At 71.9% G+C, this 16,193-nt stretch carries 19 protein-coding genes and 1 other RNA gene; 13 read left to right on the forward strand and 7 right to left on the reverse strand.

Annotation, left to right across the window (positions count from 1 at the left end):
- Together JWP64_RS21945 and JWP64_RS21950 are read right to left on the reverse strand one after the other, a co-directional pair.
- Positions 1 to 393 carry a hypothetical protein gene (locus JWP64_RS21945; protein WP_297500182.1) on the reverse strand — a complete coding sequence of 131 codons (393 nt, stop codon included), beginning with the start codon at positions 391 to 393 and terminating at the stop codon, positions 1 to 3.
- 7 nt (positions 394 to 400) lie between these two features.
- Positions 401 to 628 (reverse strand): hypothetical protein, encoded by a 228-nt coding sequence (locus tag JWP64_RS21950; RefSeq protein ID WP_297500185.1) that lies wholly within the window; start codon positions 626 to 628, stop codon positions 401 to 403.
- Between the two features lie 151 nt (positions 629 to 779).
- Here JWP64_RS21950 and JWP64_RS21955 point away from each other — a divergent pair, with 151 nt between their 5' ends.
- From JWP64_RS21955 to JWP64_RS22015, 13 genes are all read left to right on the forward strand, one after another.
- The gene (locus JWP64_RS21955; RefSeq protein WP_297500188.1) at positions 780 to 1,961 is read left to right on the forward strand and encodes an acyl-CoA dehydrogenase family protein; all 1,182 of its coding nucleotides are present in this window, start codon (positions 780 to 782) and stop codon (positions 1,959 to 1,961) included.
- Positions 1,962 to 1,970: 9 nt separating this feature from the next.
- A complete protein-coding gene (locus tag JWP64_RS21960; RefSeq protein WP_297500191.1) occupies positions 1,971 to 2,993 on the forward strand; it encodes an acyl-CoA dehydrogenase family protein in 1,023 nt (340 codons plus the stop codon).
- A 141-nt stretch (positions 2,994 to 3,134) separates the two neighbouring features.
- Entirely contained in the window at positions 3,135 to 3,968 is an 834-nt protein-coding gene (locus JWP64_RS21965) for a leishmanolysin-related zinc metalloendopeptidase (RefSeq protein WP_297500195.1), read from the forward strand.
- Between the two features lie 83 nt (positions 3,969 to 4,051).
- Positions 4,052 to 4,561 carry a PadR family transcriptional regulator gene (locus JWP64_RS21970; RefSeq protein ID WP_297500198.1) on the forward strand — a complete coding sequence of 170 codons (510 nt, stop codon included), beginning with the start codon at positions 4,052 to 4,054 and terminating at the stop codon, positions 4,559 to 4,561.
- A gap of 24 nt (positions 4,562 to 4,585) precedes the next feature.
- Complete coding sequence (gene prfB / locus JWP64_RS21975) at positions 4,586 to 5,698, forward strand: peptide chain release factor 2 (protein WP_297500201.1); 1,113 nt, start codon at positions 4,586 to 4,588, stop codon at positions 5,696 to 5,698.
- 116 nt (positions 5,699 to 5,814) lie between these two features.
- Positions 5,815 to 6,504, forward strand: a complete 690-nt coding sequence (gene ftsE / locus JWP64_RS21980; RefSeq protein WP_297500204.1) for a cell division ATP-binding protein FtsE — start codon at positions 5,815 to 5,817, stop codon at positions 6,502 to 6,504.
- Positions 6,504 to 7,421 (forward strand): permease-like cell division protein FtsX, encoded by a 918-nt coding sequence (ftsX, locus tag JWP64_RS21985; protein WP_297500208.1) that lies wholly within the window; start codon positions 6,504 to 6,506, stop codon positions 7,419 to 7,421. The genes ftsE and ftsX overlap by 1 nt, the downstream gene beginning before the upstream one ends.
- Before the next feature lie 56 nt (positions 7,422 to 7,477).
- The gene (gene smpB, locus JWP64_RS21990) at positions 7,478 to 7,963 is read left to right on the forward strand and encodes an SsrA-binding protein SmpB (RefSeq protein WP_297500211.1); all 486 of its coding nucleotides are present in this window, start codon (positions 7,478 to 7,480) and stop codon (positions 7,961 to 7,963) included.
- Positions 7,963 to 8,886: an amidohydrolase family protein gene (locus JWP64_RS21995; protein ID WP_297500276.1), complete on the forward strand. Its 924-nt coding sequence runs from the start codon at positions 7,963 to 7,965 to the stop codon at positions 8,884 to 8,886. Before smpB ends, JWP64_RS21995 begins: the two co-directional genes overlap by 1 nt.
- Positions 8,887 to 8,965: 79 nt before the next feature.
- Positions 8,966 to 9,360: a transfer-messenger RNA gene (gene ssrA / locus JWP64_RS22000) on the forward strand.
- Positions 9,361 to 9,572: 212 nt separating this feature from the next.
- Positions 9,573 to 10,757 (forward strand): cytochrome P450, encoded by a 1,185-nt coding sequence (locus tag JWP64_RS22005; protein WP_297500279.1) that lies wholly within the window; start codon positions 9,573 to 9,575, stop codon positions 10,755 to 10,757.
- A complete protein-coding gene (locus JWP64_RS22010) occupies positions 10,754 to 10,942 on the forward strand; it encodes a ferredoxin (protein WP_297500213.1) in 189 nt (62 codons plus the stop codon). The genes JWP64_RS22005 and JWP64_RS22010 overlap by 4 nt, the downstream gene beginning before the upstream one ends.
- Before the next feature lie 136 nt (positions 10,943 to 11,078).
- The gene (locus tag JWP64_RS22015; protein ID WP_297500216.1) at positions 11,079 to 12,284 is read left to right on the forward strand and encodes an MFS transporter; all 1,206 of its coding nucleotides are present in this window, start codon (positions 11,079 to 11,081) and stop codon (positions 12,282 to 12,284) included.
- Between the two features lie 3 nt (positions 12,285 to 12,287).
- Here the strand turns inward: JWP64_RS22015 and JWP64_RS22020 are convergent, their stop codons facing one another.
- The 5 genes from JWP64_RS22020 to JWP64_RS22040 are packed head-to-tail and all read right to left on the reverse strand — an operon-like array spanning position 12,288 to position 16,192.
- Complete coding sequence (locus JWP64_RS22020) at positions 12,288 to 12,683, reverse strand: hypothetical protein (RefSeq protein ID WP_297500219.1); 396 nt, start codon at positions 12,681 to 12,683, stop codon at positions 12,288 to 12,290.
- Positions 12,680 to 13,108, reverse strand: coding sequence for an oxalurate catabolism protein HpxZ (gene hpxZ, locus JWP64_RS22025; RefSeq protein ID WP_297500222.1), 429 nt, complete (start codon positions 13,106 to 13,108; stop codon positions 12,680 to 12,682). Before hpxZ ends, JWP64_RS22020 begins: the two co-directional genes overlap by 4 nt.
- Positions 13,105 to 14,787, reverse strand: a complete 1,683-nt coding sequence (locus JWP64_RS22030) for a regulator (protein WP_297500224.1) — start codon at positions 14,785 to 14,787, stop codon at positions 13,105 to 13,107. Before JWP64_RS22030 ends, hpxZ begins: the two co-directional genes overlap by 4 nt.
- Complete coding sequence (locus tag JWP64_RS22035; protein WP_297500227.1) at positions 14,784 to 15,470, reverse strand: isochorismatase family cysteine hydrolase; 687 nt, start codon at positions 15,468 to 15,470, stop codon at positions 14,784 to 14,786. The genes JWP64_RS22030 and JWP64_RS22035 overlap by 4 nt, the downstream gene beginning before the upstream one ends.
- Positions 15,467 to 16,192 carry an isochorismatase family cysteine hydrolase gene (locus JWP64_RS22040; protein WP_297500230.1) on the reverse strand — a complete coding sequence of 242 codons (726 nt, stop codon included), beginning with the start codon at positions 16,190 to 16,192 and terminating at the stop codon, positions 15,467 to 15,469. The genes JWP64_RS22035 and JWP64_RS22040 overlap by 4 nt, the downstream gene beginning before the upstream one ends.
- Between the last annotated feature and the right edge of the window lies 1 nt (position 16,193).

A 16,193-nucleotide genomic window follows, 5' to 3' on the forward strand; every position in this document is an offset into this window, starting at 1 on the left:
CTACGGCATCTCCTCGATCGGCACCCGGGAGTCCAGCTTCCGCAGGGCGCCCGGGTCCCCGGTCACGGCGGGCCAGCCGCGGCGGCGGGCCGTCGTGACCACCTGACCGGCCACGATGTCGTCCTGCCCGGACGATGCGAGCAGCAGCCCGGACTCCTGCGCCGCCGCCGGGCTCAGGTCCTGGATCACCGTGTTGGGCAGGCCCAGCAGCACCTGCAGGGCCGCGTGGTGCTCCGGTTCCAGCATCGACCACGCGCGTCCCAGTGCCGCGCTCGGCACGGCCAGCACCATGTTCTCCTCGACCGCCGCCCACACCAGGGCCCGCACGTAGACCGGCCTGCCCGTGGCGAAGGCGACCAGCGCGCTGGAGTCGAGGACCCGTCCTCCGATCACCGGGGCCTCAGCCGACGGCAACGGGAGGGGCCAGACGCAGCGATCGCCGCGCCGCATCGAGTTCGTCGGGTGGTGGTGGGCCGCCGTAGAGGTCCTCCAGCGTCGCCAGGGAACGGTCCCTGAGCTGCCGGGACGCCACCGCCTCCGCGACGTAGGCCGACAGGCTCGCCGCGTGGCCTCGTCGGACCGCCTCCCGTGCTTCGGCCACCAGTTCGGCCGGCAGGGTGACGGTCACCCGCTCACTGCGCATACTCGCAGGCTACCGGGCGCATACCGGCGCTTCGAGGGGCTCACCGGACGGTGCAGGTTACTGGCGGGTATGCCAGGGTGGGGACAGCGCAGCGGCCCGGTCCCCGGACCGCTGGACCGTCCGCGAGGAGACAGCGATGGATCTGAGCTACACCGCGGCCGAGGAGGAGTTCCGCAACGAGCTCCGGTCCTGGCTGCAGGCCAACATCCCCGCCGAGTGGAAGGCTCCCGGCTTCTGGGAGTCCCTCGACGACGACGAGAGCTTCCGGCTCCGCCGGGACTGGGAGCGGGACAAGGCGCTGGCCGGGTTCGCCGGCATCCAGTGGCCGACCGAGTTCGGCGGCCGCGGCGGCACGCCCGGCATGAAGGCCATCTACGACGTGGAGATGGTCCTGGCCGATGCCCCGCGCACCGTCAACCCGCTCGGCCTGACCTTCCTCGCGCCCACCGTGATGGCGATCGGCACGGACGCGCAGCGCAAGGAGATCATCGGCCCGATGCTCCGCAACGAGGTCATCTGGTGCCAGGGCTTCTCCGAGCCCGGCGCCGGTTCGGACCTCGCGGCGCTGACGACCAAGGGCGTGCGGGACGGCGACGACTTCGTCGTCAACGGGCAGAAGGTCTGGACCACGAACGCCGTCCACGGCGACAAGATCTTCACCCTGGTCCGCACCGAGCAGGGCTCGCAGAAGCACCGCGGCATCTCGATGTTGCTCATCGACATGAACCAGCCCGGTGTCGACGCCCGGCCGCTCAAGCAGATGAGCGGGGCCAGCGAGTTCGGCGAGGTCTTCTTCGACGACGCCCGGGTGGCGGCCACGGACGTCCTCGGCGAGATCGGCGAGGGCTGGCGGACGGCGATGCTGCTGCTCTCCTTCGAGCGCGGCGCATCCGGCATCTCCCAGTACACGGAGTTCCGCCGGCAGTACGACGAGATCGCGGCCGTCGCGAAGGCACTCGGCAAGGACGAGGACCCGGTGCTGCGCGGCAAGCTCGCCCGGGTACTGACCGAGCTGGAGTGCCTGCGCCTGCACTCGATGTACGTCCTGACCCGGACCGAGCAGGGCAAGGACCTCGGGTTCGAGGCGTCGATGACCAAGCTGCAGTGGTCCGAGGCGTTCCAGGACCTCTGGGAGGTCTACGACGACATCCTCGGCGAGGACGCCACGCTCGAGTCCCTGTCGATCGACGGCACGGACTTCGACCTCCGGCCGATGAACGCCCAGGCCATGTGGTCCCGCTCGGTCACCATCTGGGGCGGCTCGTCCCAGGTCCAGCGCAACGTCACCGCCGAGCGCGTGCTCGGCCTGCCCCGCTAGGAGGCCGGGATGTTCTTCGCACTCACTTCAGACCAGCAGGAGTTCGGCGCCGCCGTCCGCGGGTACCTGGCGGACCGGTTCGACACCGACGCCGTCCGGGCCGTCGTCGACGACCAGGACGGGGACGGCCACCCCGCCTCGCTGTGGAAGGCGGCCGCCGAGCAGGGCTGGCTCGCCGTCACCGTGCCCGAGGAGAACGACGGCCTGGGGCTCGGCCTGATCGAGGCCCAGGTCATCGCGCGGGCGCTCGGCGCCGGCGTCGCTCCCGGGCCGTGGCGCGGGACCGTCCTCGCGGCCGAGGCGATCCGGCTCGCCGGCTCCGACGAGCAGAAGGCGGCCTGGCTGCCGCGGCTGGCGGCGGGGGACGCCGTCGGGGCGTTCACCCTGCGGGGAGCGACACCCGGCACCCTGCCCAACGTCGAGTACGGCGCGGTCGCGGACGTGATCGTCGCGCGTTCCGGGGACGGGCTCGCGCTCGTCGAGAAGGGCGCGTTCACCGCGACCCCGCTGCGCTCCTACGACGGCACCGCGCGGGTCGCGTCGGTGGAGGTCGAGGGCGCGGGCGAGGCCCTGCCGGGCGCGACCGCCGAGGTCGCCGCCGAGCTGGAGGCCCGGGCCACCGTGCTCGTGGCCGCGGACCTGACGGGCGTCGCCCGCGAGGCCCTGTCCCGCACCGTCGCCTACGACCGCGAGCGGGAGCAGTTCGGCGTGCCGGTCGGCTCGTTCCAGGCGATCAAGCACGCGCTGGCGGACCTGCACGTCGGGATCACGATGGCCGAGCACGCGTCGCTGTACGCCGCGCACGCCGTCGACGAGAAGCAGGACGACGCGGCGCTGGCCGTCGCGGTCGCCAAGGCCAAGGCGAGCGACGTGGCCCTGCAGGCGACGGCCGCGATGATCCAGTACCACGGCGGCATCGGCTTCACCTGGGAGCACGAGGCGCACTTCTTCTACAAGCGCGCCAAGCGCCTCGCCGGCCAGTACGGGGACGGGGACGCCCAGCGCGAGAAGATCGCCACGCTGACGATCTGACCTGTGCGCGTGGAACCTCGTCCTAGCGAGGTTCCACGCGCACGACCCCGCCCGACCTGCACCGGCCCCCGCCCAGGCCCTCGCCGCCCCGTCGTCCGGGGCCTGGGCGGGGGCGGCGCGCAGGTGCGAGGATCCGGCCTCATGAGCGATCACTACCGGGCCGTCGCGAGCACCCGCCGGGCGGCGGTCCTCGCCGCCACCGACTCGCCGTTCGCGATCGACGTCCGCTTCACCGGCGGGCTCACAGCGCGCCAGCAGAAGGCGTTCAGCCGGGCCGCGGACCGGTGGGCGTCGGTGATCGTCGGCGACCTCCCGTCCGTGCTGGTGGACGGCGAGACGGTCGACGACGTGCTCATCCTCGCCTCGGGCAGCTACCTCGACGGCCCGGGGCAGGTCCTCGGGCAGGCCGGGCCGACCCAGCTCCGCCCGGCCTCGGCCGGGGCCGCCGCGCTGCTGCCGGCCGCCGGGCGGATGCAGTTCGACAGCGCCGACCTCGCGCAGATGGAGGCCGACGGGACCCTCGACGACGTCATCACCCACGAGATGGGCCACGTCCTGGGCATCGGGACGCTGTGGAGCCGCAAGGGCCTCCTCGCCGGCTCCGGGACGGACGACCCGACGTTCACCGGCGCGGGCGCCGTCGCCGAGTACGCGACCCTGACCGGCGCGGCGGAGACCGGCGTCCCGGTCGAGAACACCGGCGGCGCGGGCACCCGGGAGGGGCACTGGCGGGAGAGCCGCTTCGGCGACGAGTTGATGAGCGGTTTCATCGCCGCCGCGGGCAACCCGTTGAGCCGGCTCACCGTCGCAAGCCTCGGGGATCTGGGCTATGTCGTGGACCTCGACGCCGCGGAGCCCTACTCGCTTCCGGCCGCGGTGGCCGCGGGGGGAGGGGCCGTCGTCGCCGGCCCGGGGCGGCGCTGTGTGGTCGGTCGTCCGGCCACATCGGTCCTTCCGGACTCCAGCCTGCGCTGAACGGGGGAGAGGCCGTCCCGGCAATGGGTGCACAGTGGAATTCGTGGAATGCGGGAACCGGTCGGGCGTGCGACCGTTGACCGATGCCGGCCCCTCCCGCAGTGAACTCGACCGCCGCCGCGCTCCTCGGACTGCTCCACGGCGGACCGATGACGGGCGGGCAGTTGGTCGCGGCCGCGGGTGAGCGCTTCGGCTCGTTCTTCACCGTGACCCGCAGCCAGGTCTACCGCGAGCTGCCCGTCCTGGCCGAGGCCGGGCTGCTCCGGCTCGGCAAACAGGGCCCCCGCGCGTCGCAGCAGTACGTGATCACCGCGGCGGGGAAGCGGGCCTTCAAGGCGTGGCTGACCGGTGGCAGCGGGTCCGACGCGCTGCGCAGCCCGCTGGTGCTCCGGCTCCTGCATGCGGGGTCGCTGACGGTGAAGCAGCGCGTGGAGCTGGTGAGCGACGCGCGGGAGGCGTACACCTCCCGGCTGGAGGAGGCGCGCGTCGCGGCCCGGGGTGAACCGGACCCGTATCGGAAGGCGGTCGCGGACTTCGCCGTCGCGCACACGCGGGCGATGGTGAAGCTGCTGGACGCGATCCCTGTCGACTAGCGGGTACACGTACCCTTGGGTGCTGTGAATGCCGACGCCGCAGCCGACCTGAAGGAACTCTCCGCCACCCTGGAGAGCATCGAGAAGGTCACCGACCTGCCCGCGCTGCGCTCGGAGATCGCGGACCTCTCGGACCAGGCGGGCCAGCCCGATCTCTGGAACGACCCCGAGGCCGCACAGAAGGTCACCAGCCGGCTCGCCCACGCCCAGGGTGACCTGCGGCGGCTCGAGGAACTCCGGCGCCGCGTCGACGACCTCCCGGTGCTCTACGAGCTCGCGGAGGACGAGGGCGACGAGGGCGCCATCGCGGACGCGGATGCCGAGCGCGCCAAGCTGCGCGAGGACATCTCCTCGCTCGAGGTCCGCACCCTGCTCTCCGGCGAGTACGACGAGCGCGAGGCGCTGGTCACCATCCGCTCGGAGGCCGGTGGCGTCGACGCCGCGGACTTCGCCGAGATGCTCATGCGGATGTACATGCGCTGGGCGGAGCGCCACGGCTACCCCACGGACGTCTACGACACGTCCTACGCCGAGGAGGCGGGCATCAAGTCCGCGACCTTCCAGGTCCACGCGCCGTACGCCTACGGGACGCTGTCGGTCGAGCAGGGCACGCACCGCCTCGTCCGGATCTCCCCGTTCGACAACCAGGGCCGTCGCCAGACCTCGTTCGCCGGCGTCGAGGTGGCGCCCGTCGTCGAGTCCACGGACCACGTCGAGATCGACGAGAAGGAACTCCGGGTCGACGTCTACCGCTCGTCGGGCCCGGGTGGCCAGGGCGTCAACACGACCGACTCCGCCGTCCGGCTCACGCACATCCCGACCGGGATCGTGGTGTCCTGCCAGAACGAGCGCTCGCAGATCCAGAACAAGGCCACCGCCATGGTCGTCCTGCAGGCCAAGCTGCTCGCCCGGCAGCGCCAGGAGGAGCAGGCGCGGATGGACGCGCTGAAGGACACCGGCTCGTCCTGGGGCAACCAGATGCGCAACTACGTGCTGCACCCGTACCAGATGGTCAAGGACCTGCGGACGGACTACGAGGTCGGCAACCCGGGCGCCGTGCTGGACGGGGACATCGACGGCTTCGTCGAGGCGGGCATCCGCTGGCGCAAGAGCCAGCAGATGGGCGACGGGAACTGAGTCCGTCGGCCTGATCGGGCCATGATCCGCCGCTGATCGGACGAGCGGTCGTGCCGCTGCGCCGAGGGGGCGGGTCGGGGCGCGGCCCTGTGACGTCGCGCCGGTAGGTTCGGCGCGTGATCCGCCTCGAACGCGTCACGAAGATGTACAAGACGTCCACCCGCCCCGCGCTCGACCGTGTCTCGGTCGAGGTCGACAAGGGGGAGTTCGTCTTCCTCATCGGGCCGTCGGGCTCCGGGAAGTCGACGTTCCTGCGGCTGCTGCTGCGGGAGGACGTCCCCACCCGAGGGAACATCTTCGTCACGGACCTGAACGTCGCGAAGCTGCCGCGGCGGAAGGTCCCCCGCCTGCGCCAGCGGATCGGCTGCGTCTTCCAGGACTTCCGGCTGCTGCCGAACAAGACCGTCGGCGGGAACGTCGCCTTCGCGCTCGAGGTGATCGGCAAGCCCCCGTCGACGATCAGGAAGGTCGTTCCCGAGGTGCTCGAGCTCGTCGGGCTGGAGGGCAAGGCGGAGCGCATGCCGCACGAGCTCTCCGGCGGGGAGCAGCAGCGCGTGGCGATCGCCCGGGCGTTCGTGAACCGGCCGCTGGTGCTGCTCGCGGACGAGCCCACGGGCAACCTGGACCCGGACACCAGCCAGGACATCATGCTGCTGCTGGAGCGGATCAACCGCACAGGGACGACCGTCGTCATGGCGACGCACGACCACTCGATCGTCGACTCGATGCGCCGCCGTGTCGTCGAGCTGGACATGGGCCGGGTCGTCCGGGACGAGGCCCACGCGGTGTACGGGGTGGGCCGGTAGTGCGCACGGACTTCGTCTTCCGCGAGGTCGGCACGGGGCTGCGCCGCAACGTCACGATGACCGTGGCGATGGTGCTGACCACCGCGATCTCGCTGCTCCTCGTCGGCACCGGCCTGCTCGCCGTCCGCACGATCGACAGCACCGAGTCGCTCTACAGTGACCGGCTCGAGGTGCAGGTCTCGCTCACCCAGGACGTCTCGGCGTCGGACCCGGACTGCAGCCAGCCGATCTGCTCGGGGCTGCGGTCCACGCTGGAGAACTCGCCGTTGATCGCCTCGGTCCGCTACGAGAGCCAGCAGGCCGCCTACGAGCGGTTCCAGCAGCTCTTCGCCGGCCAGTCGATCGCCGAGGTCGCCCGCCCGCAGTCGCTCCCCGCGCAGCTTCGGGTGAAGCTCGCGGACACCGACGGCGCCCAGGCGGACGCGGGTGCCGCGGCCGTGCGGCAGGCGATGCAGAACCAGGTCGGCGTGCGCACCGTGATCGACCAGCGGGACGTCGTCGCGAAGCTGTTCGACATCCTCAGCGGCGTGCTGAACGTGACGTTCGCGCTGGCGCTCGTCCAGGCCGTCGCGGCGCTGCTGCTGATCTCCAACACCGTGCAGGTCTCCGCCTACACGCGGCGCACCGAGGTCGGCGTGATGCGGCTGGTCGGCGCGACGCGCTGGTACACCCAGCTGCCCTTCCTCATCGAGGCCGTGGTGACGGGCGTGGTCGGCGCGGTGCTCGCGGGCGTCGGGCTCGTCGTCGGGAAGATCGCGTTCATCGACTCGCTGCTCGCCGGGATCGCGCAGAACGGCGTCATCCCGCCGATCACGCTGGTGGACGTGGTGATGACGTCGGTCTGGCTGGTCCCGATCGGCGCGGCCATCGCGGGGATCACGGGCTACATCACCCTGCGCCTGTACGTGAAGGTCTGACGCACGCGCCCGCAACACAGGTGATCGCCGGCACCACTCCCGCGTAGGCTGGAGGGGTGAAGGAGAAAGGCCGCAAGGTGATCGCGCAGAACCGGCGCGCGCGTCACGACTACGCCGTGCTGGACACGTACGAGGCCGGTGTGGCGCTGATGGGCACCGAGGTGAAGAGCCTGCGGCTGGGCCGGGCGTCCCTGGCGGACGCGTTCGCGACGGTCGACGACGGCGAGGTCTGGCTCCGCGGCCTGCACATCCCCGAGTACACCCAGGGGAGCTGGACGAACCACGAGCCGCGGCGCACGCGCAAGCTGCTGCTGCACCGCGGCGAGATCGAGCGGCTGATCGGCAAGATCCGGGAGGGCGGCCTCACGCTCGTCCCGCTGTCGCTCTACTTCAGCGACGGCAAGGTCAAGCTCGAGCTCGCCCTGGCCAAGGGCAAGAAGACCTTCGACAAGCGGCAGGACCTGGCCACGCGGGACGCGAACCGGGACATGCAGCGGGCCATGGGCCGCGCGATCAAGGGACGGGACAGGGAACGCCGGTGATCCCGGAGCCACCCCGCAGCGATGCGGACGTACCACGGTTCACCGCCGAGCTCGGCCTTCCCGGGCTCGTCGACGTGCACGTGCACTTCCTGCCCGAGCGGATGCTGCGGAAGGTCTGGGCGTACTTCGACCAGGCGGAGACCCACTACGGCAGGCCCTGGCCGATCCAGTACCGGACACCCGAGCCGGAGCGGGTCGCCACGCTCGAGGAGCTCGGTGTCCTGCACTACGCCCCGCTGGTCTACCCGCACAAGCCGGGGATGGCGCGCTGGCTGACGGAGTGGGTGGGGCAGTTCGCGGAGGCGACGCCCGCCGCCGTGCGCACCGCGACCCTGTTCCCGGAGCCGGACGTCGCGGACTACCTGGGCGCCGCCGTCGAGGCGGGGGCACGCGCGGTGAAGGTGCACGTGCAGGTGGGGTCGTTCGACCCGCGGGACGAGCTGCTACGCCCGGCGTGGGGCCTGCTGGCCGAGGCGGGGGTCCCGGCGGTCGTGCACTGCGGGCACGGGCCGATCCGGGGGAAGCACACCGGGCTGGACATCATCGCCGAGGTGCTGAAGGAGCACCCGCAGCTGCCCATCGTCCTGGCGCACGCGGGGATGCCGGACTTCGCCGAGGCCCTGGACCTGGTGCAGCGTTTCGAGAACGTGCGCCTGGACACCACCATGGTCGGCACGGACTTCAGCCTGAAGATCGCGCCGCTGCCGCCGGACTGGCCCGAACGGCTCGTCGACGTCGCTGACCGGGTGGTGCTCGGCACGGACTTCCCGAACATCCCGTACCCGTACCACGAGCAGATCGCCGCCGTCGCCGGCTGGGCGGCCGCGGACGACCGGCTGGGCGCGGACTTCCTGCGCTCGGTCCTGTACGACGCACCGGCCCGGCTGCTCGGGGTGGGTTCAGGAGCGGGTTTCGGCCGCTGACGACACGCGTGCGTGGAATCGGAATGAACCGGGGCCCTGCAGGCGTTAGACTTCATGTAACGCCCACTGCGGGCGCCGAGGGGGTGAACGGTTTCGACTCCGGCCAGTGATCCAGGGGAAGCGTGCCGAGGAAGACGACGATGATCTCGTTAACCATGCGTCGTAAAACAACAAGTGCCGACACCAGTCGCACTGCCCAGGTTGCGTCTCGCAACGAGCTCGCGCTCGCTGCCTGACCTAACCGCATAGGGCTGTCGGACCGGGGGCGTTCCCGCTCCGGATCCCGGCATCATTTAGGGGACTCACCGTACGGCCCGGTCACGGGGGCGTACGGGACACCAAACAGTGACTGGGATCGTCACATCGGCTCGTTCGCATGACCGGTGGATCCGAGTAGAGGCGACGCGGACTGCGCACGGAGAAGTCCTGGTGAAGTGACGGAGGACCCGGGTTCGATTCCCGGCACCTCCACAGATCGAAACCCCGAAGGGGCCACAGCCGAACGGCTGTGGCCCCTTCGTTGTGTCCGGGCACGCTCCGTAGCCCCTCTGCGCTGATCACGTGAAATCACAGACTGTTGCAGCGTGAAATGATAAGCAGAGCTAACGTCTGTGGGGTCCCGGACGACGACGCGGAGGACGCAAGTGACGACGACGCAGCCCACCCCCACCCCGCCCACCTATCCGATGGCCCGCGAGTGTCCCTTCGACCCGCCCGCCGAGGTCCGAGCGCTGCGCGAGGAGAGCCCGGTGAGCCGGGTCCGGATCTGGGACGGCAGCAGCCCCTGGCTGGTCACTCGCTACGACGACGTGCGCACCGTGCTCGCGGACCAGCGCTTCAGCTCGGACGTCGACAAGCCCGGCTACCCGGCGACGTCGATCGGGGTCAAGGCCCGGCGCAAGGCGTCCCGCTCGTTCATCGCGATGGACGACCCCGACCACGCCCGCCACCGGAAGATGCTGATCGGTGAGTTCACCGTGCGCCGGACCGAGTCCCTGCGCCCGCTCGTCGAGGAGACGGTCACCGAGCTGCTCGACGCGATGGAGACGCTCCCGCAACCGGTCGATCTCGTCGAGGCCTTCGCGCTGCCGCTGCCGTCGATGGTCATCTGCAGGATGCTCGGCGTGCCGTACGCCGACCACGCGTTCTTCCAGGAACACAGCAGGGCGCTGCTCGACGTCACCGCCGGTGCGGACGCCGCGAAGCACGCCAACGACGAACTGCGCGGCTACCTCGCCGAGCTCGTCGCGGCCAAGGAACGCGAGCCGGGCGACGACCTGCTGAGCCGGCTCGTCGAGCGCCGGATCCACACCGGCGAGCTCACCGCGGACGACGCCGTCGGGATGGCGTTCCTGCTGCTCGTCGCCGGGCACGAGACCACCGCGAACATGATCGGACTGGGCACCCTCACCCTGCTGCGGCATCCGGACCAGGCCGCCGAGGTCCGCGGGGGAGACCCGGCGACGGTCGCCGCGGCCGTCGAGGAGCTGCTGCGGCTGCTGACGGTGGTGCACACCGGGCGGCGCCGCGCGGCGACCGAGGACGTCGAGATCGGCGGGGTGCTGATCCGGGCGGGCGAGGGCGTGATCGCGGCCGGCGAGTCCGCCAACCGGGATCCGGAGCAGTTCGCGAACCCGGACGAGCTGGACATCCACCGGCGGGGCAACCACCACGTCGCGTTCGGGTTCGGTGTCCACCAGTGCCTCGGCCAGCCGCTGGCCCGGCTCGAGCTGCAGATCGCCTACCCGGCGTTGCTCCGCCGGTTCCCGGGCCTGCGCGCCGCCGTGCCGGTCGACGAGATCCCGTTCCGGGACGAGATGGTGGTGTACGGCGTGCACACGCTGCCCGTCCGCTGGGACACCGCGGTATGAGGGTGAGCCTGCAGAAGGATCTCTGCATCGGTGCCGGCCAGTGCGTCCTGGCCGCTCCGGCGGTCTTCGACCAGGACGAGGACGGCACGGTCGTGCCGCTGGCGGACCCGCCGCCGGCGGAGGAGGCCGAGGCCGTCCGCTCCGCCGCGCACGCCTGTCCGGCCCGCGTCATCAGCGTGGGGTGAGGCCGCCCGGACCCTCGTGCGGAAATCGCCCATCGCGTAGCGTCGCTAACGAATTGCGACGTCAGGGGGCAGCGTGGCCGGCGCGGTACGAACGCGACTTCGGGGATCCGGCACTTGGCTCCCGCGCGAGGTCCTGGTGCTCGTCGCCTCGGCCTTCGTGGTGGCCATCGGGTTCGGCATCGTGGCGCCCGCGCTGCCCGCCTTCGCCCGCAGCTTCGACGTCGGGGTCACCGCCGCGGCCGTGGTGGTCAGCCTGTTCGCCGCGTTCCGGCTCGGCTTCGCGCCGATCGGCGGGCGGCTGGTCACCCGCTTCGGCGAGCTGCGGATCTACTGCCTGGGGCTGGCGATCGCGGCGACGTCCGTCGGGGCGACGGCGTTCGCGGCGAGCTACTGGCAGCTGCTGATCTTCCGCGGGGTCGGCGGCATCGGTTCCACGATGTTCACCGTCTCGGCGATCTCGCTGCTCGTCCGGCTCTCCCCGCCCGAGGCGCGTGGCCGGGCGTCCGGGGCCTGGGCGACGGGCTTCCTGCTCGGCAACATCGCCGGGCCGCTGCTGGGCGGCCTGCTCGTCGTCGTCAGCCTGCGGGCGCCGTTCCTCTGCTACGCCGTCGCGCTGCTGCTCGCGCTGGCCATCTCCGCGCTGATGCTCCGCGGCCGGACGGGCTACGCGTCGGGTACCGAGAACGTCCCGCCCGCGCTGTTCCGCACCGCGTTCGCGCACCCCACCTACCGGGCCGCGCTGGTGGCGAGCTTCGCCAACGGCTGGACGGTGTTCGGGGTCCGGATCGCGCTGGTGCCGCTGTTCGTCGTCGCGGTGCTGGGCCAGGAGGAGTCCTGGGCCGGGTACGCGCTGTCGGTGTTCGCCGCCGGCAACGCGGCGACGCTGCTGCTGGCCGGCCGGCTCGCGGACCGCCGCGGCCGCAAGCTCCCGGTGATCTCGGGCCTGGTCGTCTCGGCCGTCGCGACCTCCCTGCTCGGCCTGCACAGCCCGTTGCCCGTGTTCCTGGCGTTGTCACTGGTCGCGGGGGTGGGCAGCGGGCTGGTCAACCCGGCGATGACGGCGGCCGTGGCGGACGTCGTCGGGGCGAAGGCGCGGGGCGGCACTGTCCTCGCCGGCTTCCAGATGGCCGCGGACTGCGGCGCGATCATCGGCCCGCTGCTGGCGGGCGCGGTCGCCGAGGCCGCGGGCTTCGGCTGGGCGTTCCTGCTCACCGGAGCGACGTCCGTCCTGGCCCTGACCTTCTGGGTGCGGGCACCGGAGACCCTGCCCCGAACGGAGCCGTGCGATCCCGCACGGCTGCCGTCCGAGGCGGTGACGACCCGGACCCTCGGCTCGGAGTAGAGGTCAGGCCCGGGTGAGGTAGGCCGGCCAGCTGCCGTGCCCGGTCACGTCGAGGGTGCCCGGCATCCCGAGGACCGACGACGCGCAGACGATCCCGGTCACGGACGTCCCGTCGGCGAGCTCCACCTCGCCGACGCCCAGCGGCTCGGGGAGGGCGAGGCGGAGCCGGTTGATCCCGGCCGTCGACAGCCGGTGCACCTCCACCTCGACGGACGCTCCGTCCTGCGCGACCCGGACGAGCCCGCCCCGCGACAGCCCCTTCCCGGGCAGGGCGAGCAGCCGGTAGAGCGGGGCCGTGGGGCAGGTCTGCGCGAACCGCGCACCGAGCGCGACAAGCTCGTGGTGCAGGGGCTGGCCCCGCCGGTGCGCGGCCACGACCACGAACGGCACGTCCCTCACGTGACGATCTCGGACACGTGCGCGGCGACAATCCGCCAGCCTTCGGCGAACCGCACCCAGGTCTGCGTCTGCCGGCCCTCGGTGCGGCCTCGGGGATAGCCGAACAGGGTGCTGACCACGGCCGTCCGGTCGTCGACGGCGACGACCACCGTCTCCCGCAGCGTGCGCCCCACCGGGACGCCCGGGTTGGCCCGGCGCCAGGCGGCGATCTCCCCGGCCCCGTACTGGCGGTCCGCCACGCCGTAGCGGACGCAGCGCGGGTCGTCCCAGAAGAGCTCGGTCAACGTCGCCACGTCGGCCTCGCGCAGGGCACTCTCGTACCGCTCGAACACCGCCCGGACCTGCGCGACGACATGCGGGTCGTCGACTCCTGCGCCCTGTGCCCGGGGCGCAGGAGCCGACTGCCCGGTGACCGCGCTGCTCACGCGGTCGCCGGGGTACCGGGGCCCTCGACCAGCGGGGCCTTCGCGGGGGCGGCGGGGGCGGTGTCGGTCCGCGGCGCCCCCGAGCCCGGCTCGGCGGCGGCGAGGTCCGCGGCCACGGGCTGGTCGGTGCGCGGCTCCAGGTCCGTCGTGCCCTGCCGCCGCGTCACGAGCCCGAACACCACCAGGACGACCGCGGCGAACAGGTAGCCCAGCGCGATCTGCCCGCCCACGTTCCAGCCCACGGACTCGGCGTGGATCAGCCCGATGAACCCGAGCACCCCGCCGATCGCGCTGTAGGCGGCCGCGGCGAAGAAGTTCTTGTCCACGATGAACGCCACGATCGAGCCGAGCACCAGTCCGGCGAGGATCGCGCCGCCGCCCAGCAACGCCGTGCCGTGGTAGACCAGCCCCGCCCCGGCGAGCGCGTCCTCGCCGACCTGGGCGGCGCTCGTCCCCGCCGCGGACAACGCGTTGTTCATCAACCCCGTCGCCCAGGCCGCGATGTTGGGGATGATCGCGATGACGACGGCGATCGCGTGCCGCTTGGGCGTCTCCTGGAACGCCTGCGCGCCGATCAGCAGCCCGATGTAGAGCAGGATCGGCACGATCGCCGGCAGCGGCAGCAGGGCCCCGAGCAGCGAGAACAGCCCGAGGAAGCACATCAGGGCGATGACCATCCCGGACGCGAGCGAGTACGTCGTCCGGCCGCCCGCGGCCTTCCAGCCCGGGTGCCCGATGTAGACGGCGGGCGGGAAGGGGCAGCCGAGCACGGAGCCGACGACGGCGCCGATCCCGTCCGCGGCGAGGATCGCGCGCAGGTTGTACTCGTCGCCCGCGACGGCGGCGGACTCGACGTTCGTCATGCCCTCGGTGAAGTTGTAGATGCCGAGCGGGATGGCGGTGGCGAGCAGCGGCGCGACGTTCGCGAGGCCCTGGCCGAGCCGGCCGAAGTCCGCCGTCGGCAGGGAGATCGCGACGTCCTGGGCCGCGGACATGACGTCGGGCACGGACATGTACCCGCCGATCCAGCCGATCGCGGAGCCGACCAGCAGCGCGGCGAGGCCGACCGGGATGTTGCCCGGCAGCTTCAGGTCCGTGAAGAAGCCGATCAGGATGATCACCATGACCGGCAGCGCGATCCACAGTGCCTCGAACATCTGGGCCGCGGGGCGCATGGAGATGAACGCGATGGAGATGCCGGCGAGCGTGCCGAGCATCGCGGCCTGCGGCGTGTACTTGCGGATGAACGGGCCGACGAACGCCCCGACCAGCACGATCAGCCCGATGATGAACGACCACGCGAGCCCGGCCGCCCACGCGACGAGCGGGTCGTTCGTCGCCAGGTAGATGGGCAACATGATCACGAAGACGACGATGAACATGTGCGGTACGGACGGGCCGTAGGGCATCGCGCAGACGTCGGTGCGGCCGTCCTTCCGGGCCAGCCGCCGGGCCAGGTAGGTGTAGTAGACGTTCCCGATCAGCAGCTGCACGCCGAGGGCCGGGAGGATGACGCCGAAGACCTCGGCGCCGGGGATCTTCACCACCCCGAGGCAGAGCCCGGAGAGCACCAGCACGTTGACCAGGGTGTTGAAGCCCAGGCCGAAGAACGCGTTGGTGTCCCCGGAGACCCACCAGGACAGCTTCATCGGTTCGGGCTTCGTGACTGTCTCGCTCATGACGCGACCACCTCGGCGGGGGTGAGGACGGGCAGGAGGGCGGACGAGGGCGCGACCCAGCCGAAGATCCCGCCCTGGGCGGCGATCATGGCCAGGCCCGCGGCCTGGAACTCGGGGAAGTACGAGCCGGTGCAGTCCGAGAGCACGAGGCACTCGTAGCCGCGGTCGTTGGCCTCGCGGACGGTGGTGTGCACGCACACCTCGGTGGTGACGCCGGCAACGACGAGGCTCGTGATACCCCGCCCCTCGAGCTCGGCGCCGAACGTCGTGCCGTGGAACGAGCCCTTGCCGGGCTTGTCGATCACCAGCTCGCCGGGCAGCGGGGCCAGCTCGTCGATGATGTCGTGGCCGTACTCACCGCGGACCAGGATGCGGCCCTTCGGCCCGGGGTCCCCGATCCGCAACGACGGCTCGCCGCGGTTCAGTTTGGCCGGCGGGCAGTCGCTCAGGTCCGGCACGTGGCCCTCGCGGGTGTGGATCACCGTGAGCCCGGCCTCCCGGTAGGCGGTGAGCACCGCCTGCAGCGGCGGGATCACGCTGCGCAGGAGCGAGACGTCGTTGCCCAGCGTCTCGCCGAAGCCGCCGGGCTCGCAGAAGTCCCGCTGCATGTCGATGATCACCAGAGCGGTGGTCGCGGGGTCGAAGGTGAACGGGCCGGGATCGGCCTCGACCGTGAGGGTCATTCGGAGCTCCAGGTGGTCGCCTCGACGACGGCGTCGGCGGTGCCGACGGCGCCGAAGACCCCGCCCTGCATGGTCACCATGTGCAGGGCGGCGTCGTGGTTCGCCGGGTCGGTGGCGCCGGTGCAGTCGCCGAGGATCAGGCACTCGTAGCCGCGGTCGTTCGCCTCGCGCATGGTCGTGTGCACGCAGACGTCGGTGGTGATGCCCGTCAGCAGGATGTGGGTGATCCCGTTGCTGCGGAGCACCAGGTCGAGCCGGGTCGCGTAGAAGGCGCCCTTGCCCGGCTTGTCGATCAGGACCTCGCCCGGGATCGGCGCGACCTCCCCGACGATCTCCCAGCCGGGCTCGCCGCGGACGAGGATCCTCCCGGTCGGGCCCTCGCTGCCGATCTCCGCGCCGATCTCCCGTGATCTCCAGCGCTTGTTCGCGGGCAGGTCGGACAGGTCCGGCGCGTGCCCCTCCCGGGTGTGGATCACGAGCATCCCGGCCTCGCGGGCGTGCGTGAGAAGCCGGGCCGTGGGCTCCAGGCCCGCCCGGGTGAGCGAGATGTCGTAGCCCATCCGGTCCACGTAGCCGCCCGGCCCGCAGAAGTCGACCTGCCAGTCGATGCAGACCAGGGCGGTCTTCGCGGCTTCCACGGACCCGTCGAACGGCCACGCGTACGGCCGCGCGGCGACGGGCCCGATCCGGGCGGTCCGGGTGCGGGTGGAAGTGGTGGTCATG

The organism is Pseudonocardia sp. (assembly GCF_025465255.1).
Lineage (GTDB): Bacteria > Actinomycetota > Actinomycetes > Mycobacteriales > Pseudonocardiaceae > Pseudonocardia.

What these genes read in the sequence shown, in the direction of transcription:
- JWP64_RS22010 (WP_297500213.1), top strand. Translation starts at nt 10,754, where the DNA reads ATGAGGGTGAGCCTGCAGAAGGATCTCTGCATCGGTGCCGGCCAGTGC.
- JWP64_RS21965 (WP_297500195.1), top strand. Translation starts at nt 3,135, where the DNA reads ATGAGCGATCACTACCGGGCCGTCGCGAGCACCCGCCGGGCGGCGGTC.
- JWP64_RS22035 (WP_297500227.1), bottom strand. Translation starts at nt 15,470, where the DNA reads ATGACCCTCACGGTCGAGGCCGATCCCGGCCCGTTCACCTTCGACCCC.
- JWP64_RS22040 (WP_297500230.1), bottom strand. Translation starts at nt 16,192, where the DNA reads ATGACCACCACTTCCACCCGCACCCGGACCGCCCGGATCGGGCCCGTC.
- JWP64_RS21970 (WP_297500198.1), top strand. Translation starts at nt 4,052, where the DNA reads ATGCCGGCCCCTCCCGCAGTGAACTCGACCGCCGCCGCGCTCCTCGGA.
- JWP64_RS22030 (WP_297500224.1), bottom strand. Translation starts at nt 14,787, where the DNA reads ATGAGCGAGACAGTCACGAAGCCCGAACCGATGAAGCTGTCCTGGTGG.
- JWP64_RS21955 (WP_297500188.1), top strand. Translation starts at nt 780, where the DNA reads ATGGATCTGAGCTACACCGCGGCCGAGGAGGAGTTCCGCAACGAGCTC.
- JWP64_RS21960 (WP_297500191.1), top strand. Translation starts at nt 1,971, where the DNA reads ATGTTCTTCGCACTCACTTCAGACCAGCAGGAGTTCGGCGCCGCCGTC.
- JWP64_RS22005 (WP_297500279.1), top strand. Translation starts at nt 9,573, where the DNA reads ATGGCCCGCGAGTGTCCCTTCGACCCGCCCGCCGAGGTCCGAGCGCTG.